Raw genomic sequence first — 17,519 nt, 5'->3', positions numbered from 1 at the left:
GCCAGATCAAACCGCGTACTTTTTCATCAAGCCCGGCACGTCCAAAATCAGCGCGATTTTACCGTCGCCGGTAATAGTCGCTCCCGCCAGCCCTTCCAGGCCGTGTAATTTGGCGCCTAACGCTTTGATTACCACCTCTTCCTGGCCGATTAACTGATCCACCACAAATCCGATATGACGGCCGCCGGCATTGACCACGACGACGTGGCTAGTGGCTTGGACTTCGCTGCTGGCGTAATAATCCTTAACCAACCATTCGCTGAGATAGAACAAAGGCAAGGCCTTGTTCCTGACCATAACCACCAACTGCCCGTCCACCTTGTTAGTTTTACTCAGATCCAAATCCAGAATTTCCAACACGCTGGCCAGCGGCAAAGCAAACGCCTGACCGCGCAACTTCACCATCAGCGTCGGCATGATCGCCAACGTCAACGGTACTTTGATAATGATCGTGCTGCCCTTGCCTTCGACCGAATCGATTTCGACCACACCGTTCATTTGCGCGATCCGGGTTTTTACGACATCCATACCGACACCGCGGCCGGAAACGTCGGAAATTTCGTTCTTGGTGGAAAATCCGGGCAGAAAAATCAGGTTGTAACATTCCTTATCGTCCAGTCGCGCGGCAGACTCTTCATCCATCAGGCCTTTTTCTACGACTTTAGCCCGCAATAAATCCGGGTTCATGCCTTTACCGTCGTCCTTGATCGAAAGTTGGATGTGATCGCCTTCTTGCGAGGCTTTCAGGATCACAACGCCCTCGCGCGGCTTGCCTTTGGCCTCCCGCTCATCCGGCGACTCGATACCGTGATCGACGGCGTTTCTGACCAGATGCACCAACGGATCGGCCAAAGCTTCGACCAGATTTTTATCAAGATCGGTTTCTTCCCCGACCAGCTCCAAGCGAATTTCCTTTCTTAGGCTGCGCGCCAAGTCGCGCACGACGCGCGGAAAACGGCCGAACACTTTTTTGATCGGCTGCATGCGGGTTTTCATCACCGCCAATTGCAAATCGGCGGTCACCACGTCCAAATTGGATATCGCCTTGGACAACTGTTCGCCGGCCTCGGCGTTGGCCTTTAAGGTCTGGAACCGATTACGCACCAACACCAATTCCCCTACCATATTCATGATGTCGTCCAGGATCTGGGTGTCGACCCTCACGGTAGTGTCGGCTTGCGGTGCGGCCTTGGCTTTATCCAGGCCTGGGTCCATCGCTGTAGCCTTGTTGGTCGGACGTTCGGCATCGTCGGCAGCTAGCGGAGTAACCGCAACCGGCTCTGGTTTGGCACGAGCGGCTGGCTTGGCAACAACCGGCTCAGCAGGCGGCTCCGCGCTCGGCGTATCCTCGCTGTGCAGCTCAGCGGCGGGGGCTGTGGATATATCGATGTTTTGCAGATTGGCGGCATCGAATTTACCTTTGCCGTGCAATTGATCAAGGATCTGATCGAACTCGTGTTCAGTGATGTCGCCGGAGTCGGCCGCCGGAGTACTTGGCTGCGGCTCTGTCGCAGTTTCGACTCCACCCGAAAACTTGCCTTTTCCATGCAATTCGTCGAGCAAATTTTCGAATTCTTGCTCGGTTATTTCCTCATCGGCAGCTGCCGGATCGGATACGGCGGATTGCGTTTTTGCCGTCGGCGAGCCGCCTTTACCGTGCAACGCATCCAATAAATTTTCAAACTCTTGTTCGGTAATCTCGTCGGAATCGGCTGCCGATTCGTCGCCGGCCAACAACTCCTCCGGATCAAGCATGGCGTCGAAATCCTGCATCGCAGAGCTTTGCGCGACAATCGGCGGCACCGGCTCCACGGGCGTTTCAACGGCTGCCGCCATCTCCCCCGGTCCGGCAGGCTCGGCGTAAGCCTTCAAACGGGTCAACAGGCCTTTGTCCGCGGGTCTGGGTGCATTGCCGGATCGGACCTGGCCGAACATTTCATTGACGATATCAACCACTTGCAGGATCACGTCCATCAAATCCGGCGTAACTTGGCGATCGCCCTGCCGCAATACGTTAAATACATCTTCGGCATTGTGGCAAACATCCACCAATTCGCTAATCGCCAGAAACCCCGCACCGCCTTTAATCGTATGAAAGCCTCGAAAAATCGCATTCAGTAAATCCAGATCGTCGGGCGACTGTTCCAGCTCAACCAGCTGCTCGCCCAGCAAATCCAGAATTTCTCCGGCCTCAACCAGAAAATCCTGCAAAATTTCATCGTCCAGATCGATCGCCATAACGTTTTTCCTCAAAAACCTAGACTAGACAATAAGTCATCGACATCGACCTGGCTCGTCGCAACATCGCCCTCTCTATCATCCACACCTGGCACCACCGGCCCCGGCAATTCGTTCTCGTGGGCCGGTTTCTGCGTATTTGGCCCGACTTTACGGCTGGAAATTTTGATCAGATTGACCATGCTGTTTTCCAGATCCTGCACCAAATCGATAACGCGGCGAATGATTTGGCCGGTGATGTCCTGGAACCCTTGAGCCATCAAGATATCGTTCAAGCCCGCCTGAATTTTGTCCAATTCCAGCCGCGACTGATTGAAATACTGGCTCAAATCGGCACTCATGGCCTTGAATTCGTCGAACGGCATTTCCCGATCGAGAAAACGGTTCCATTGCCCCGCCAGTTGATTGACCCGATTACTTAATTCGTCCGAAACCGGCAGCAAATCTTCCACCGCCGTCAACGTTTGGTTAGCGGCCTGTTCGGTCATCGCAATGACGTACTGCAAACGCTCCTTGGCATCCGGTATGTCGTGTTCGGTCATTTCGGTGATCTTCGAATCGACCGAGAAACTCACCATGGTGTCGTGCAATTGCCGAGTCAAGCGTCCGACTTCCTGGAACAACTGCGTCTCTCTGACGCCGGCAACCTGATCCAGAATCTGGTCGGCAGTCGCTTCGTCACCTTTTTCCAAGGCTGAAACCAGTTCCCGGGCCAATTGCAATAGCTCATTATTCATAGCGCGCTTCCTGGTGTTAGCCGTCGATACGTTCGAAAATCTTTTCGATTTTTTCTTTCAACGTCGCAGCCGTAAACGGTTTGATCACATACCCGTTTACGCCAGCTTGCGCGGCCATGATGATCTGCTCGCGTTTGGCTTCGGCGGTCACCATCAAAACAGGGAGATTGGCCAGACTCGGCGTCGATCTGACCGCCTTAAGCAGGTCTATGCCGGTCATACCGGGCATATTCCAGTCAGTAATCAGGAAATCGATCCCGCCTTTTTCCAAAATCGGCAGTGCGGATTTGCCGTCGTCTGCTTCTACCGTGTTGGTAAAACCGAGATCTTTTAACAAGTTTTTTACTATTCTCCGCATTGTCGAAAAATCGTCGACAATCAGAATGCGCATATTTTTATCCAAGGAAAATCTCCACCCAGATCACATTATTTATTAAGAAACAACCAGGCAAATTGCCGAAACTCACGAAAAAACCTTGAAATAACCGCAATTTAGCAGGACTTTTCATTATCTTTCCGTTCTATCCAATCCGCAAGCCTAGCACGCAAGCGCAACATGGCTTGGCTGCAGATTTGGCTGACTCTCGACTCGCTGACATCGAGAACCTTGCCGATCTCACGTAAATTTAGCTCTTCATCGTAATAAAGCGAGATCACCAGACGCTCCCGCTCCGGCAATTCCGCTATCGCTTTGGCCAAGGCCTTGCGAAAACTCTGCTGTAACAATAGTTCATCCGGCTGGTGATGGCCTTGAACATCGTCGATGATACTGTCTTCGCCCTGGATCAATTCTTCGACGCTAAAGGTCTTACAAGACACTGCGTCCTGCAAAATCTGGTGGTATTCGCCCAGATCGATCCCCATATGCTTGGCGACTTCGGCATCCTTGGCGTCGCGTCCCAAGGTATTCTCAAGCTCGCGTATAGCTTCCGCCACCATGCGCGCCTTTTTATGTACGGAACGCGGGGTCCAGTCCGAGCGGCGCAATTCGTCCAGCATCGCACCGCGAATCCGAATGCCGGCATAGGTCTCGAAACTGGCACCCTGGCCGGAGTCGTAATGTTTCAGCGCCTCCAGCAACCCCAGCATGCCGGATTGGATCAAATCGTCGAGCTGTACCGTATCCGGCAAGCGGCCCATCAAGTGGTAGGCAATCCGTTTTACCAATGGCGTATGCTGCGCCACCAAAGCGTCAATATTTGCGGACTGTACGGCCGCATACATTGCCGCTCCACTCATGCAACATCCTCTTTTGCACTGTACTGAATCATGCGTTCGACAAAAAACTCCAAGTAGCCGCCGGCTTTCGGTTTGATCGGCCAATGGTCGATCTTTCTCGCCAAATTTTTGATTGCCAGGGCCGCTTTGCTTTGCGGAAAAGCTTCCACCACCGGTACCTGTTTTTGCACCGATTTTTTCAAGTATTCGTCTTGCGGCACCGCACCGACAAATTGCAAAGCCACGTCCAGGTAGCGGTCGGTCACCTTGCTCAATTTATTGAACAACGCCTGGCCGTGCTCCGCCGACTGCACCATGTTGGTAATAATGTGAAAGCTGTTTAAACCGTAGTCTCGGTTCAGCAATTTGATGTAAGCATAGGCGTCGGCCAGCGAAGTCGGTTCGTCGCAAACCACGACGATAATTTCCTGGCAGGCGCGGGCGAAATTGACCACGCTGGCCGAAATGCCGGCCGCGGTATCGACAATCAGCACGTCCAGTTCTCTATCGATCTCGCTGAACGCGCGAATTACACCGGCCTGCTCGACACTGGACAGATCCGACATACGTTGTATCCCGGAAGACGCCGGAATAATTTTCAGCCCGGCAGGACCGGTCATCATGATGTCTTGCAAGCTTTTCTCGCCGTTCAGTACGTGCGACAAGTTAAATTCCGGAAACAGGCCCAATAGAATGTCGACGTTGGCCAATCCCATATCGGCATCGAGTATGGCGACCCGCCGGCCGATCTTGGCCAGCGCCACGCCAATATTCACGGAAAGGTTGGTTTTGCCTACCCCGCCCTTGCCGCTAGTCACGGCGATCACTCGTACCGGTTTCATATGTCTCATCTGTCTTATTCCAGCTGCTTGATCGAATGGCTTATGCATGGCTTTCCGCCAACCACTCGCCGTAATTCAATTCGCCGCCATACGGACTGTCGCCTTCGCTACCGCTCATGCACTGCCGAATCAAGGTGTCGGCTTCCGGCTGATAAATATCCTCCGGTACTTGTTGGCCATCGGTAATAAACGACACCGGCATCCGCCGTTCGATAACAGCCGACAACGCAGTTCCCTTACTGACAGCCTCGTCCATCTTGGTAAGTATAGTCGCTTGTGGCTCGAGTATTCGGAACGCATCCATAATTTCCAGCATCGCCTTGTATTGCGTCGTTGCCGACATCACCAGGTAAGAACGGATCGGCAAATCGCCGTGTTGTAGAGTTTTCAGCTGTTCGGCCAAACGCATATCGCGCTGACTCATGCCGGCCGTATCGATCAAAATCAGGCGTTTGTCGGCAAAGCTATCGATGTGCCGGCGCAACTCGTCCGCATCGCCCGCCACTCGCACCGGGACATCCAGAATTCGGCCGTAAGTGTTGATTTGCTCATGAGCCCCGATCCGATAATTATCGGTGGTGATCAATGCGATTTGGCGGGAGCCGTGCTTTAGAATGAATTGTGCCGCCAATTTGGCGACAGTCGTGGTTTTGCCGACGCCGGTAGAGCCGACCAACGCCGCGATACCGCCTTGCTCCAGCAAGCGATCGTCGGCAATCGGCACCAGCCCGGCCAACATTTCTCTGGCCTTATCCATCGCCAACTCGAGGTTTTTATGGCTACCCAGGCGGTTGGCAATTTTGCCGGACAAATGTCTGGAGAAACCGTAGTCACCCAGACGTTCGCGCAATTCCTCGTGCATGGTCTGACCATGCTGCGGCATTTGCATGACGATACCGGACAGCTTGGCGTCCAACATACTGCGCAGTTCCTTCATTTCCTGGCGCATTTCGTGGATGAATTTGTCCGGCGCAGTGGCTTGAACCGGCCGCGGATCGAGCGGCGCCGGTTTCAATTTCGGGTCGGCGCCGGCCCAAGCCGGTTTTTCCGCAGGACGGACTTTTTCAGCTATTTTCTGCGCCTGACTATTGCCGACCTGGAGTTTTTCAGCGTAGCCGATGTACTGGTCCATGTGGCGTCGAATCGGATTTTCCGGCAGCGAACCGTCCGCATTACGTTTTCTGGCGCTGGGCAACACATGTAACGGTTTTTTGTCACCATCGAAATCGGGCAAATCGACTTTCTTCGGTTCGCGCACCGGCGCCGGCGCCGGCGCCTTTTCTTCCTCGCGCTGTTTCAGATTCCGGTGGATCACCTGCTCGTCGAAATCGCGGGCCGCCACGATTTCGACACCGCCGTCCACCGACTTGTTGGACATAATCACCGCATCGGCGCCCAATTCTTCTTTGACCATGCGCATGGCCTGCCGTATGTCTGCTGCAAAAAAGCGTTTTATTTTCATTGCGCAACCTCTGTTTTATTAACGCTGCCCCACTGTCGAAACCACCCTGATCTGCCGATCTTGGGGAATTTCGTTATAAGCCAGCACATGTAGCCCCGGTATCGAATGGCGAACGAAGCGAGCCAACCAAGGACGGATGAAGGAAGACACCAGCAAAACCGGTGCTTGCCCTTCCATTTCCATCCGCTGCGCACTGTCCTCCAGGGATTTGTGCATCTGCTCGGCCAGACCCGGCTCCAAGCCGGCCCCGCTCTCGCCCGCCGTTTGCAATGACTTATGCAATATCTGTTCCAATCCTGGATCGAGGGTAATAACAGGAATTTCAACCTGTACCCCATTGATTTCATGCACAATTGACCGGCCTAACGAGGCACGCACCGCCGAAGTTAAGATGTCCGGATCTTGACTCTTGACCCCGTACTCCGCCAAAGTTTCGGCGATCGTGCGCATATCCCGAATCGAGACCCGCTCTTGCAGCAGGTTTTGCAACACTTTTACCAACACGCCCAACGGCAGGGTTTTCGGCACCAAATCCTCGACCAACTTCGGCGCCAGCTTGGCCAGATTATCCAGTAACTGCTGCGCCTCTTCGTAACCGAACAGTTCGTGGGCATTGCTTTGCAAGACATGGCTGAGATGAGTGGCAACGACGGTGCTCGGATCGACCACGGTGTAACCCAGAGTCTGCGCCTGGTCTTTTTGATTGCCGTCTATCCAGACCGCATCCAAACCGAAAGCCGGGTCCTTGCAAGGCGAACCAGGCAAACTGCCGAACACCCGACCGGGGTTAATCGCCATTTCTTTTTCCGGCATGATATTGGCCTCGCCGACGCTGACCCCCATCAACGAAATCCGGTATTCCGTGGGCGCCAGATCCAGGTTATCGCGAATATGTACCGACGGAATCAGGAACCCAAGTTCTTGCGACAATTTCTTGCGCACGCCTTTGATCCGCATCATCAACTGGCCGCCCTGGTTGCGGTCCACCAGCGGAATCAGCCGGTAGCCAACCTCTAAACCGATCGCGTCGACCGGCATCACATCGTCCCATCCGAGCTCTTTGATTTCGGCCTTAGCCGCTTGCGGCGAGGCGATATTCACCGCCGCCAAGGCGTTTTCCTCCTCCAATTTGCGGCGGCGATCGATCAAATAGGCGCCGCCGGCCAAAGTCGATGCCAGCAGGATGAATACCAGATTCGGCATACCGGGAATGATGCCGAGCAAACCCATCACTGCCGCGGTAACCAACAGCGTTTTCGGATCCTCGAACATCTGCGAGGTCAATTGCTTGCCGATGTCCTGTTTGGCGCCGCGTACCCTGGTTACGACCATCGCCGCGGCCACCGACAGCAACAAGGACGGAATCTGGGCGACCAAGCCGTCGCCAATCGTCAACAACACATAGACGTTGGCCGCATCGGAGAAACTCATGCCGTGTTGGCCGACACCGATCGCCAACCCGCCGATCATGTTAACGAACATGATGATGATGCCGGCCACCGCATCGCCGCGCACGAATTTGCTGGCACCGTCCATAGAACCGTAGAAGTCGGCCTCGGCGGCCACCTCTTCGCGCCGGGCCCGCGCCTCGTCCTGATTGATCAGGCCGGAATTCAAGTCCGCGTCGATCGCCATTTGCTTGCCGGGCATCGCGTCCAGGGTAAACCGCGCGCTGACTTCGGCCACCCGCCCGGCGCCCTTGGTCACCACCATGAAATTGATCACGATCAGGATCACAAACACGACGATACCGACTGCAAAATTGCCACCGATCACGAACGAGCCGAACGCCTCGATCACTTTGCCGGCCGCATCGCCGCCCTCGTGGCCGCGAATCAGCACGACCCTGGTCGACGCCACGTTCAACGCCAACCGCAGCAACGTCGCAATCAGAATCACGGTCGGAAACGAGGCGAATTCCAACGGCTTCAGGGTGTAAACCACCACCAGCAGGATAATCAGCGAAAACGCGATGTTGAAGGTAAAAAACAGGTCCAGCACGAACGGCGGTAACGGCAGGATCAATAGCGACAACAGCATGATGATCAGCAGCGGCGCACCCAGGCCGAGGCCGGCGACCATTTTCAAGGCATTGGTTAATTTGCTGAAATCCATAACGGGCTCGGTAAGGCGCTATTGTTTGAAATCATCGGGCACCGGGACGTCGCCCGGCGGCACCGGCTTGATCCAGCCGTATTGAGAGGAAGCGCGTAATTGGTAAACATAGGCCAATACCTGCGCGACCGCCAAAAACAGGCCGCGCGGGATTTCCCGGTTCAAATCGGTGGAATAGTACAAAGCGCGGGCCAACGACGGCGCCGCTACCAGCGGCACTTTGGCGCCTATCGCCAACTGCCGGATCTGCGCGGCAATCAAATCGACGCCTTTGGCGACCAGCACCGGCGCTCCGTTGCCGCTCTGGTCGTATTTCAATGCAACAGCAAAATGGGTCGGGTTGGTAACGATGACATCCGCACTGGGCACTGCGTCCATCATCCGCCGTTGCGCCGCTTCCATTTGCAGCCGCCGTTGCCGGCCTTTGACTTCCGGACTGCCCTCCTGCTCCTTGGATTCGTCGCGGACTTCCTGCTTGGTCATTTTCAGTTGCCGCTGGTAATTCCACAGTTGGTAAGGCGCATCCAGCATCACCAGCAACACGAACGTGGCGCTTAAAATCAGCAGCGAGACCGATATCATTTCGCCGGCCTGCTGCACCGACTGCGCAATCGGCAGCCTGCTCAATGCCATGAATTCGTCGAAATTCCATTTGAACAGATTCCACGCCACCAGCGCCACCAATACGGTCTTCAACACCGCCTTGACCAATTCGACCACACCCTGGACGCCGAGAATTTTTTTGACGCCGGTCAAAGGATTCAATTTGGCGAAATTAAAGGCAAATCCTTCGCTGGTAAAGTTCCAGCCGCCCAACAGCGTCGCCGCCACCAGATCGAAAACCGCCAACACCGCCAAGAACGGCAGAATGATCCAAACGCCGTCGGCAAAAGCCGTTTTTAGGTAGGTGGTCAAGGTCACCGGGTCGAAAATTTGCTCGCGCGATACCCGCAACGGCCGCTTCATCACCTCCAACAAACCATGCCACATGCCCTGGCCGGCATAAAAGAACAGCGCCGAACTGACCATCAGCGTGACAAAGGTATTCAGTTCTTTGGAGCGGGGAACCTGGCCTTTTTTACGCGAATCGGTGAGCCGCTTGCCGGTGGGGTCTTCGGTTTTGTCCTGACCGGATTCTTCCGCCACTTACTGCAACCTCAACAACTCGTTCACCAACGCGAAGCCCTGGTGCAACATATCGGCGAAGACTTCCAGCAAGGTCGGCAATCCTACCCAAATCAAGACCATCCCCAACATGATGGTTACCGGAAAGCCGACGCCGAAAATCTGCAATTGCGGCGCAGCTTTGGAAGCCACGCCAAAACTGATATTGACGAACAGCAACGCTGCCATCACCGGCATTGCCAACAATAAGCCGTCGGCGAATATGGTGCCGCCCCATAACGCCACCCGCCACAAATCGGCTTTTCCGATTCCGGTTGCCGCAATCGGCAGAGTATGGAAGCTTTGCGCCAGCATTTCGATCAACAGCAAATGACCGTCCACCGCCAAAAACAACAGACTACCGCTAATCACGAACAATTGCGCCACGACCGGAACTTGCACGCCCGAGACCGGATCGACCATCGAGGCAAAACCAAGCCCCATGCTATAGGCGATGGCCTGACCGGCGAACAGCATGATTGAAAACACCATTTGCAGAATGAAGCCGGCAGTAGCGCCCAGGGCGACCTGTTGGACGGCGACCAGTAAACCTTGGTAACCGAATACGTCGATTGTCGGCATGGCCGGCAAAGTCGGAAATATCGCCAAAGTGATCAGCAGGCTGGCGATCACGCGGACCCGGGCCGGCAAGGCGTTAACGCTGAAAACCGGGATGGTGATGAACATCGAACTAATGCGAAAGAATGGCCAGATGAAACCGGCGAGATAGCCCAATATCTCGTTTTCGGTGACGTTCATCCGATCAAGGAGGGAATATCGCGCATCAAGTCCTGGAAATAATCGATCAGCATTTGCAGCATCCCCGGACCCGCAATCATTAGTACCGCGATAATCGCGACCAACTTGGGGATGAAGGTCAGAGTCTGTTCCTGGATCGAGGTTGCCGCCTGAAACATCGAAACCAGCAAGCCCACGACCAGGGAAGCGATCAATATCGGCCCCATCAGTTTCAGGCCGATCAATACCGTGTCCTGCGCTACGTTTGAGATCGTTTCCGGAGTCACATTCAGGCCTACACGTAAAAACTGGCCGCCAGCATTTCCATGACCATGGTCCAACCGTCGGCCAGCACGAACAACATGATTTTAAACGGCAAGGACACGATCATAGGCGACAGCATCATCATCCCCATCGACATCAGTACGCTGGCCACAACCAGATCGATCACCAGAAACGGCAGGAAAATCAGAAAGCCGATCTGAAATGCGGTTTTCAATTCACTGGTGACATATGCCGGCACCAACAACGAAAACGGCACGTCTTCGGGTTTGTTGATTTGCTCGCGGCCGGATATCCGGACGAAGGTATCCAAATCCGCCTCGCGCGTTTGCTTTAACATGAATTGTTTGAACGGTTCCGACGCGTTTTGCAACGCGGTGACGGCATCGATCTTTTCTTCCAGGTAAGGCTGTACCGCGGTTTCGTTCACCTTGTCCAGCACCGGGGTCATAATGAAAATCGTCAGGAATAACGACAACCCCAGCAAGACTTGGTTGCTGGGAGCTTGCGCTGCGCCGATCGCCTGCCGCAATAGCCCCAACACGATCATGACCCGGGTAAACGCCGTCATCGACAACAATAACGCCGGCAGCAGCGTCAATAGCGTCATCAGCGCCAAAATCTGGATTGTGACCGTATAGGTTTCGCCGCCTTTGGGATTATTGGTCACCGTAATCGCATCCACACCGGGCACAGCCTGCACCCCCGCAGCCCACAGTAATCCACAGCCTCCCAGCAAAACCAAAATCAGCTTACTAGGCCCGTTCATCAGCTTTACTTTGCATGGCTTGCAATAATTTCTTCGCAAACGGGCTGACACTTTGCGGGTCGGACTGGTCGGCGAATAAGCGTTGCTCGCCTTCCAACTCGAGTAATTTGTCGATACGGCCGCTGCTGACACCTAACAATAATTCTTTTTCGCCGACGCGGACCAAAATCAGCTTTTCCCTCAAGCCCAGTGACAGCCCGGCCAGTACCGCTAATTTGCTTTTGCCGGCAAAACCCAATCCGCCGGTTTTTTTCAACGCCCAGGCCAACGACAAAAACAGCGCCAACACCAACAGCAAGGCCAACACCCATTGCGCCACGTCCGCTGAGGTCACGAGTTTGGCCCCCGCCTTGGGCGCGGTGGGCGAGTCTTCGGCCCAAGCACAGGACACCAGCCCCATCGCAAATATCAACCTTGCCAGACTTTGCACAATGTTCAACCCAGTTTTCGCACCCGTTCCGAAGGGCTGATAATATCGGTCAAACGGATACCGAATTTGTCGTTTACCACAACCACCTCGCCGTGGGCCACAAGCGTCCCGTTAACCAGCACGTCCATCGGTTCGCCCGCGAAACGGTCCAATTCCACTACCGAACCCTGGTTAAGCTGCAACAGGTTACGGATATTGATCTTGGTTCTGCCGATTTCCAGCGACACGGTAACCGGCACATCCAAAATTACGTCCAGCTTCACCTCTTCGCCGCCAGCGGTCGGCTTGGGCTTACTGTCGCCCAAGTCCGGAAATTCGGCGGTGGAATAGCCGCTTGACCCCTTCGACACAGCCGCTTGTTCCTTCAAGGCATCGCCCCAATCCGCTTCCGCTTCGGCTTCCGCCTGCTCGTTCATGGCCGCGGCCCAATCGTCACCAATTTCGTCGTTCTCGCTCATCTCAATCCCTTCCCATGTCTCAAATATTATCGAGCGTCATTTTGTCAATAATTTCAATAGCATAATTACCATCCGACAAGCCTAGCTTACCGCGAAATACCGGCACGTTCTCAACCTCCAACAACACGGTCTCCGGCAATTCGATCGGTATTACATCGCCTTTTTTAAGCGCGATGACTTCGCTGATAAACATTTCTTTTTCAACTAATTTGCTGTTCAATGTGACTTCGCTACGCATGATTTCGACCCGTAACGATTCCTGCCAACGACCATCGACTTCTCCTCGGTCGCTGGTGACAGCGTCTAATAACTCTCTGATCGGCTCGATCATCGAATACGGCATCGCGATGTTGATGTCGCCGCCGCCGCCCTCCAATTCCACGTGTATCGTCGATATGACTACGATCTCGGAAGGGCTGACGATATTGGCAAATTGCGGGTTTACTTCGGAGTTAATGTATTCGAACTCGACATCCATCACCGGCTTCCAGGCTTCAGCCAAGTCCTTGAAAATCATGTCGATAATCAAGCGAATGATCCGCATCTCGGTAGGCGTGAACTCGCGACCTTCGACCTTGTTGTAAAACTGGCCGCCACCGCCAAAAAAGTTATCCACGGCAGTGAATACCAAGCGCGGTTCCATCACAATCAACGCCCGGCCGCGCAATGGCGACATCCTGATCACGTTCAAATTGGTCGGAACGAACAAACCCTGAATGAATTCGGAAAACTTCTGTACCTGTATCCCGGATACCGATATCTCGGCCGCACGGCGCAAAAAGTTGAACAACGCGATACGGAAATGGCGAGCGAAACGCTCGTTGACCATTTCCAAGGTCGGCATCCTGCCGCGAACGATTCGTTCTTGGCTATTGAAATCGTAAAGTCTGGTCGCCCCGCGACCGCGTTCGTCGTCGTCGGCCGCCGTTTCGACATCGCCGTCGTCTACGCCGTGCAACAGCGCATCAATTTCATCCTGGGAGAGTAAATCGGCGGTAGACATTTATTGCATTATGAAATCAGTGAAATAGACTTCTTTAAGCGTATTCTTGCCTGCCATCTTTTCCAAAACCTTGCCAATCTCTTGTTGCATCATTGCCCGCAATTCCTGCTTACCTTCCAATGTCTTCGCTTTGTCGGCACCCACCGAGCTAATGACCATCAGTAAATTGTTCCGGATCATCGGCTCGTGTTTTTTCATGGCTTCTATGCTGGCTTCACCTTTGGTTAAAACGGTCAGCGAAATTTTGATGACCCGGGCACTCGCCCCGCTCGGATAGTCGACCAGTAGAGGGGTAGGAAACGCGTAATACACATCGGGCTCTGGCGGCTTGTCGTGATCCGTTTCGGCTTCATGCGCGGACGACTCGGCATGTTTATTCTCGCCATGTTTTGCGTCGGCCGCTTCTTTGCCATTCTCGGCCGGTTTGGCCAAGAAAAAATAGGCGGCTCCACCGCCAGCCAACGCCAAGACAACCACCGCAATGATGATTATCAGTTTTTTGGATGATTTTTTTCCTTCGTCTTTTCCTTGAGTTTCAGCCATTTTTCACCTTTTTTACTCTTAAAGCACAACGCATGCCACGTTATTGGTCAAACCGAAAACCAAGAGTATGCCGACTCAGTGTTTTTCGATCATACAAGAAAAATCATGGTTTTAGAATGATAGTATAGTCGGCCGAACGAATACGGCGAGGCTACAAAACCGAATTTAGCGTGCTGAGACAGCATGGACTGACGGAACGGATCGTCAACAATTTGACTAATTGCCAACGACGGGTAAGCGGGAAAGCTGCAAAAGCAGAATGCTTTTGCAGCTGGATAGCACTCGTTACAAAGAGTTGACGGCGTTCAGTTCTTGGAACGCTTGCTGCAGACGGACAACCATGCCTTCTTGGCCGGCGCGTTGCCATACCCGAGGATCATAGTATTTTTTGTTCGGCTTATCGGCGCCTTCCGGATTGCCGATTTGGCCTTGCAAATAGCCTTCGTTCTTCTTGTAGTAGTTCATCACGCCTTCCCATGAAGCCCATTGGGTATCGGTGTCGATATTCATTTTGACGACACCATAGCTGATGGATTCTTTGATTTCCTCCGGAGAAGAACCCGAGCCGCCGTGGAAGACAAAGGTCAATGAGTTATTCGGCAGGCCGAATTTTTCGGACACGTATTTTTGCGAGTTGTCCAAAATTTTTGGGGTCAGTTTGACATTACCGGGTGAGTACACGCCGTGAACGTTACCGAATGATGCGGCAATGGTGAAGCGGTGGCTGATTTTGCTCAAGCGCTCGTAAGCGTAGGCAACATCCTCCGGTTGGGTGTACAACGCAGAGTGGTCCATGCCGCTGTTATCGACGCCGTCTTCTTCGCCGCCGGTGCAACCCAATTCGATTTCCAGCGTCATGCCCATTTTCGACATGCGCTCCAGATATTTACCGCAAATTTCGATATTTTCTTCCAGGCTTTCTTCGGAAAGATCCAACATGTGCGAGCTGAATAGCGGTTTGCCGGTCGCTGCGAAATGTCTTTCACCTTCATCCAGCATACCGTCTACCCAAGGCAGCAATTTTTTAGCGGCATGGTCGGTATGTAAAATCACAGGCACGCCATAGAGTTCCGCCATCCGGTGAACATGGTGCGCGCCGGAGATTGCACCGTGAATCGAACAGCCTTGGCCTTCCAATTTCAAGCCTTTGCCGGCAACGAACGCCGCACCGCCGTTGGAAAACTGGACGATAACAGGTGATTTGGCTTTGGCCGCCGCTTCTAAAACGGAGTTAATGGTATCGGTGCTGATTACGTTAACCGCTGGCAGTGCAAATTTGTTTTCTTTGCAGATCGCAAAGACTTTTTGCACATCTTCACCGGTGACGACTCCAGGTTTTACTACATCTAAAATTTTTGCCATGAATTTTACCTATATAACAATGAACAAAGGCCGCGTACTCGATTCGGCGGCCTTGCATATCAACTTAAGTCGCGCACAACATTGATTGTGCGCGATTACAGCGCTTACGCTTCCAGCGCCGCCAAACGGTCGGCCAACAATTTCTCTAGAGTTTCCAATGCCTTGGCGAAACCGTCGATACCTTCTTTCAATTTCTCATTTGCCATGCGGTTTTCTTCGTGCATACGCTCGAAAGTCGCTTTATCAACACTGATTTTCTCGATAGAAGCGGACGCAGCTTTGGCCGGATCCAGTTTGCGCGGCAGTTCGCCTTCAACAGATTGCAGCTCAGCCAGCAAGGAAGGCGCAATGGTCAACAAATCGCAACCAGCCAGTTCGGTAATCTCGCCGAGGTTACGGAAGCTTGCACCCATTACTTCAGTCTTGTAGCCGAATTTTTTGTAATAGTTGTAAACTTCAGTTACCGACAAGACACCTGGATCTTCATCCGGTGCGTAAGAATCGCGACCGGTGTCTTTTTTGTACCAGTCCAGGATACGGCCGACGAAAGGCGAGATCAGCTGAATACCATTTTCCGCGCACGCGATCGCTTGATGCATGCCAAACAGCAGGGTGAGGTTGGTATGAATGTTTTCCTTTTCCAGCACCGCGGCAGCTTGAATGCCTTCCCATGTCGCAGCGATCTTGATCAGAATCCGCTTCTCGGTGTCGATACCGGCAGCTTTATACTGAGCGATAATGTCGCGAGCCTTGGCCAGAGTGCCTTCGGTGTCGTAAGACAAACGAGCGTCAACTTCGGTTGAAACGCGGCCTTCAATGATTTCCAGTATTTTTAAACCGAATGAAACCGCCAGACGATCGAAAGCCAACGAAGCGACTTCCGCAGGAGAAGCGCTAGCGCCCAAAGTTGCGCGAGCCGATTTCAAGGTATCGTCGACGATGCCTTGATATTGTGGCATTTGTGCTGCAGCGGTAATCAAAGATGGGTTGGTAGTCGCATCGCGCGGCTTGAAAGTTTCGATTGCTTGAATGTCGCCGGTGTCGGCCACCACGACAGTCATTTCACGAAGTTGTTCTAATAAGTTTTTTGCCATAAAAATATCCTCGGTTAATGTATTCCCTTTGCGTCGGCAAAATCGTTGCTGAACTGGAACGCTTCAGCTACCGATTCGCACTTGATGCTTGATGGGGAGTTTTTCCAAAATTGGGTATATGAGACTGAATCGCCACTTGACATATTTTGAGGCCATTCGGCTCTCCAAAACACGCTAAGTGGCGATTCCGCAGATAACGGCGGGACAATCACCCCACCGGACTTCTACCTAAGAATAATTCGCGATAAATTACACTTTATCGCGCAAATACTTTTCCACGCCTGTGGCTTTCGCCGCAGCGCCTTCTCTGTCCTTGATGATTTGCTTCGCCATATATTTAGCAACACCGGTTGCAGGAGTGGAGTCTTGTTTCTCCAAATACTTAGCAACGCCGGTTTTATTAATACCCAGTCTGTCGATATATTTTTCGACGCCTGTAGAGCCGTTAGCATCGCCGTAAGTCGCGTCTGAGCCACCGCCGGAAGCGGAACCGGCTCCACCTTTCTTGTTAAACAGGAAGAAGCCAACAGCGGCCAAGGCGACCAAGCCCAACAAGCTGTTGTTGGACGAACCTTTTTCTCCGGCACTTGAACTTACCTCCTCGCTAGCGTCGCTGCTCGTTGCCGACGCAGACGATGCGGAAGACGAACGGGCACCAGGTGCTTGCGGAGCGGTCTTATCGTGTTTATAAGCCGAGTCGCTGAAAACTACTTTGGGCTGGAAATTGGTCGCAGGATAATTTGGATCGTTTTCTACGACTTCTACAGCTTTAGCAGCCGGCGCAGGCGCGGCTGCTTTAGCGGCGGGAGCTGCTTCCGGTTTGTAATCCGGATTGGTATACAGAACTTTTGGCTGATAATCAGCCGCCGGATAATCCGACTCTGCCATTGCTACGGAACTGGTCAGCAATAACGCCGCCATTACGCCTTTTGTCAATTCATTCATTTTCACGTCTTTCACCTATAGCTGTTGGAAAAGAGAAGCCCGGCCATTTGATATTTCAAAAGCCGGAGCTTCGCCTACTGATTATCAAAATTAAAGAACGGCTTCGACGTTAGCGACGA

At 53.2% G+C, this 17,519-nt stretch carries 18 protein-coding genes; all 18 read right to left on the bottom strand.

Going from position 1 to position 17,519, the window contains the following annotated elements:
* Positions 1-6 precede the first annotated feature (6 nt).
* On the bottom strand, positions 7-2,238 hold the full coding sequence (locus C2U68_RS16825) for a chemotaxis protein CheA (RefSeq protein WP_140913627.1): 2,232 nt from the start codon (positions 2,236-2,238) through the stop codon (positions 7-9).
* 11 nt (positions 2,239-2,249) lie between these two features.
* Positions 2,250-2,975, bottom strand: a complete 726-nt coding sequence (locus tag C2U68_RS16820; protein ID WP_140913626.1) for a protein phosphatase CheZ — start codon at positions 2,973-2,975, stop codon at positions 2,250-2,252.
* A gap of 16 nt (positions 2,976-2,991) precedes the next feature.
* Positions 2,992-3,378, bottom strand: a complete 387-nt coding sequence (gene cheY / locus C2U68_RS16815; RefSeq protein WP_140913625.1) for a chemotaxis response regulator CheY — start codon at positions 3,376-3,378, stop codon at positions 2,992-2,994.
* Between the two features lie 89 nt (positions 3,379-3,467).
* Positions 3,468-4,214, bottom strand: a complete 747-nt coding sequence (locus C2U68_RS16810; protein ID WP_140913624.1) for an RNA polymerase sigma factor FliA — start codon at positions 4,212-4,214, stop codon at positions 3,468-3,470.
* Positions 4,211-5,044, bottom strand: coding sequence for a MinD/ParA family protein (locus C2U68_RS16805; RefSeq protein WP_222101925.1), 834 nt, complete (start codon positions 5,042-5,044; stop codon positions 4,211-4,213). The genes C2U68_RS16810 and C2U68_RS16805 overlap by 4 nt, the downstream gene beginning before the upstream one ends.
* A gap of 31 nt (positions 5,045-5,075) precedes the next feature.
* On the bottom strand, positions 5,076-6,497 hold the full coding sequence (flhF, locus tag C2U68_RS16800; protein ID WP_140913622.1) for a flagellar biosynthesis protein FlhF: 1,422 nt from the start codon (positions 6,495-6,497) through the stop codon (positions 5,076-5,078).
* 18 nt (positions 6,498-6,515) lie between these two features.
* The gene (flhA, locus tag C2U68_RS16795) at positions 6,516-8,612 is read right to left on the bottom strand and encodes a flagellar biosynthesis protein FlhA (RefSeq protein ID WP_140913621.1); all 2,097 of its coding nucleotides are present in this window, start codon (positions 8,610-8,612) and stop codon (positions 6,516-6,518) included.
* An 18-nt stretch (positions 8,613-8,630) separates the two neighbouring features.
* Positions 8,631-9,758 (bottom strand): flagellar biosynthesis protein FlhB, encoded by a 1,128-nt coding sequence (gene flhB / locus C2U68_RS16790; RefSeq protein WP_140913620.1) that lies wholly within the window; start codon positions 9,756-9,758, stop codon positions 8,631-8,633.
* Entirely contained in the window at positions 9,759-10,535 is a 777-nt protein-coding gene (gene fliR / locus C2U68_RS16785) for a flagellar biosynthetic protein FliR (protein ID WP_140913619.1), read from the bottom strand.
* Positions 10,532-10,741 (bottom strand): flagellar biosynthetic protein FliQ, encoded by a 210-nt coding sequence (locus tag C2U68_RS16780; protein WP_409563864.1) that lies wholly within the window; start codon positions 10,739-10,741, stop codon positions 10,532-10,534. Before C2U68_RS16780 ends, fliR begins: the two co-directional genes overlap by 4 nt.
* 68 nt (positions 10,742-10,809) lie before the next feature.
* Positions 10,810-11,565 carry a flagellar type III secretion system pore protein FliP gene (gene fliP, locus C2U68_RS16775; RefSeq protein WP_260839381.1) on the bottom strand — a complete coding sequence of 252 codons (756 nt, stop codon included), beginning with the start codon at positions 11,563-11,565 and terminating at the stop codon, positions 10,810-10,812.
* Positions 11,552-11,995, bottom strand: coding sequence for a flagellar biosynthetic protein FliO (gene fliO / locus C2U68_RS16770; RefSeq protein WP_260839387.1), 444 nt, complete (start codon positions 11,993-11,995; stop codon positions 11,552-11,554). The genes fliP and fliO overlap by 14 nt, the downstream gene beginning before the upstream one ends.
* 5 nt (positions 11,996-12,000) lie before the next feature.
* On the bottom strand, positions 12,001-12,453 hold the full coding sequence (gene fliN / locus C2U68_RS16765; protein ID WP_140913617.1) for a flagellar motor switch protein FliN: 453 nt from the start codon (positions 12,451-12,453) through the stop codon (positions 12,001-12,003).
* A 19-nt stretch (positions 12,454-12,472) separates the two neighbouring features.
* Complete coding sequence (gene fliM, locus C2U68_RS16760) at positions 12,473-13,456, bottom strand: flagellar motor switch protein FliM (RefSeq protein WP_140913616.1); 984 nt, start codon at positions 13,454-13,456, stop codon at positions 12,473-12,475.
* Entirely contained in the window at positions 13,457-13,999 is a 543-nt protein-coding gene (locus C2U68_RS16755; protein WP_140913615.1) for a flagellar basal body-associated FliL family protein, read from the bottom strand.
* A 285-nt stretch (positions 14,000-14,284) separates the two neighbouring features.
* A complete protein-coding gene (gene fbaA, locus C2U68_RS16750; protein WP_140913614.1) occupies positions 14,285-15,361 on the bottom strand; it encodes a class II fructose-bisphosphate aldolase in 1,077 nt (358 codons plus the stop codon).
* Positions 15,362-15,465: 104 nt separating this feature from the next.
* Complete coding sequence (locus tag C2U68_RS16745; RefSeq protein WP_140913613.1) at positions 15,466-16,455, bottom strand: transaldolase; 990 nt, start codon at positions 16,453-16,455, stop codon at positions 15,466-15,468.
* A gap of 249 nt (positions 16,456-16,704) precedes the next feature.
* The gene (locus tag C2U68_RS16740; protein WP_260839380.1) at positions 16,705-17,415 is read right to left on the bottom strand and encodes an LPXTG cell wall anchor domain-containing protein; all 711 of its coding nucleotides are present in this window, start codon (positions 17,413-17,415) and stop codon (positions 16,705-16,707) included.
* Positions 17,416-17,519: the final 104 nt, after the last annotated feature.

Source organism: Methylomonas koyamae (assembly GCF_006483455.1).
Lineage (GTDB): Bacteria > Pseudomonadota > Gammaproteobacteria > Methylococcales > Methylomonadaceae > Methylomonas > Methylomonas koyamae_B.
The sequence above is the reverse complement of the archived record's forward strand: the minus strand, read 5'-3'. Positions and strand labels throughout refer to the sequence as shown.

What these genes read in the sequence shown, in the direction of transcription:
- C2U68_RS16825 (WP_140913627.1), bottom strand. Translation starts at nt 2,238, where the DNA reads ATGGCGATCGATCTGGACGATGAAATTTTGCAGGATTTTCTGGTTGAG.
- C2U68_RS16820 (WP_140913626.1), bottom strand. Translation starts at nt 2,975, where the DNA reads ATGAATAATGAGCTATTGCAATTGGCCCGGGAACTGGTTTCAGCCTTG.
- C2U68_RS16810 (WP_140913624.1), bottom strand. Translation starts at nt 4,214, where the DNA reads ATGAGTGGAGCGGCAATGTATGCGGCCGTACAGTCCGCAAATATTGAC.
- C2U68_RS16805 (WP_222101925.1), bottom strand. Translation starts at nt 5,044, where the DNA reads ATGAGACATATGAAACCGGTACGAGTGATCGCCGTGACTAGCGGCAAG.
- flhF (WP_140913622.1), bottom strand. Translation starts at nt 6,497, where the DNA reads ATGAAAATAAAACGCTTTTTTGCAGCAGACATACGGCAGGCCATGCGC.
- flhA (WP_140913621.1), bottom strand. Translation starts at nt 8,612, where the DNA reads ATGGATTTCAGCAAATTAACCAATGCCTTGAAAATGGTCGCCGGCCTC.
- fliR (WP_140913619.1), bottom strand. Translation starts at nt 10,535, where the DNA reads ATGAACGTCACCGAAAACGAGATATTGGGCTATCTCGCCGGTTTCATC.
- C2U68_RS16780 (WP_409563864.1), bottom strand. Translation starts at nt 10,741, where the DNA reads ATGGGGCCGATATTGATCGCTTCCCTGGTCGTGGGCTTGCTGGTTTCG.
- fliP (WP_260839381.1), bottom strand. Translation starts at nt 11,565, where the DNA reads ATGAACGGGCCTAGTAAGCTGATTTTGGTTTTGCTGGGAGGCTGTGGA.
- fliN (WP_140913617.1), bottom strand. Translation starts at nt 12,453, where the DNA reads ATGAGCGAGAACGACGAAATTGGTGACGATTGGGCCGCGGCCATGAAC.
- fliM (WP_140913616.1), bottom strand. Translation starts at nt 13,456, where the DNA reads ATGTCTACCGCCGATTTACTCTCCCAGGATGAAATTGATGCGCTGTTG.
- C2U68_RS16755 (WP_140913615.1), bottom strand. Translation starts at nt 13,999, where the DNA reads ATGGCTGAAACTCAAGGAAAAGACGAAGGAAAAAAATCATCCAAAAAA.
- fbaA (WP_140913614.1), bottom strand. Translation starts at nt 15,361, where the DNA reads ATGGCAAAAATTTTAGATGTAGTAAAACCTGGAGTCGTCACCGGTGAA.
- C2U68_RS16745 (WP_140913613.1), bottom strand. Translation starts at nt 16,455, where the DNA reads ATGGCAAAAAACTTATTAGAACAACTTCGTGAAATGACTGTCGTGGTG.